This window comes from Pseudoalteromonas sp. SG44-1 (genome assembly GCF_014164315.1).
In the GTDB taxonomy this organism is placed as follows: domain Bacteria; phylum Pseudomonadota; class Gammaproteobacteria; order Enterobacterales; family Alteromonadaceae; genus Pseudoalteromonas; species Pseudoalteromonas rhizosphaerae.
Genome location: NZ_JACJEW010000212.1, coordinates 1 through 749 on the forward strand (window position 1 = coordinate 1; position 749 = coordinate 749).

Consider the following 749-nt stretch of genomic DNA (forward strand, 5'->3'; position numbering starts at 1 on the left):
ACTGTGTACTCGCCTTCGATAATCGCATTACTGGCCTCCACGGACCAATTACCTGCGCCATCCGTTGTTGCTGTCGCACTTTGTACTGCGCCATTGGCCGCGATGATTGTAACGTTCACTTGCGTACCCGCTGGCACCCCACTGCTTTGGCCACTGATGAGCGGAGTAACATCACTGCTATCTGCCAGCGCATTCACGCTAATAACCGGCGCGGTGACATCAACTAACCCGTTCACACTCGCACTGGCTGGGTTCCCCGCTTGATCTGATACACTTGCAGTAACCGTATAAGTGCCTTCTGCTAATGCATCCAGCGCCGGCACTGACCATGTGCCTGATGGTGTCATTTGCGTAGTGACTGTGTGTGAATTACCCGCGGCATCATTAAACACCAGCGTAACTATGCTGCCCTGTGGCGCACTGGCGGTGCCACTGATGGTAGGCGTGGTATCGTTACTGTCGGCTGGCGGATTAATACTGATATCCGGCATGGTGGTATCAATGATCCCAGTGACGCTGGCGGTGCCTTGATTACCCACGCCATCTTCAACGGTGGCGGTAACACTAAAGTCACCCTCCGCTAAATCACTGCTGGCCGTGACACTCCATGTGCCGCCAGTTACGGTGGTTTGAACTGTCTCTGCGGGGTTTATTCCATCATTTATCACTACAGTGACAACACTGCCATCTGGCGCATCACTGCTGCCGTTAATGGTCGGTGTAGTGTCGTTGGTTTCACCTATCGCGTT

Annotated in this window: 1 protein-coding gene; it reads right to left on the minus strand. The window is 53.7% G+C overall.

Annotated features, from left to right (window positions below; translation table 11 throughout):
* A partial coding sequence (locus H5187_RS23840; protein WP_259401775.1) for an Ig-like domain-containing protein occupies window positions 1-749 on the minus strand: 749 nt, incomplete at both ends.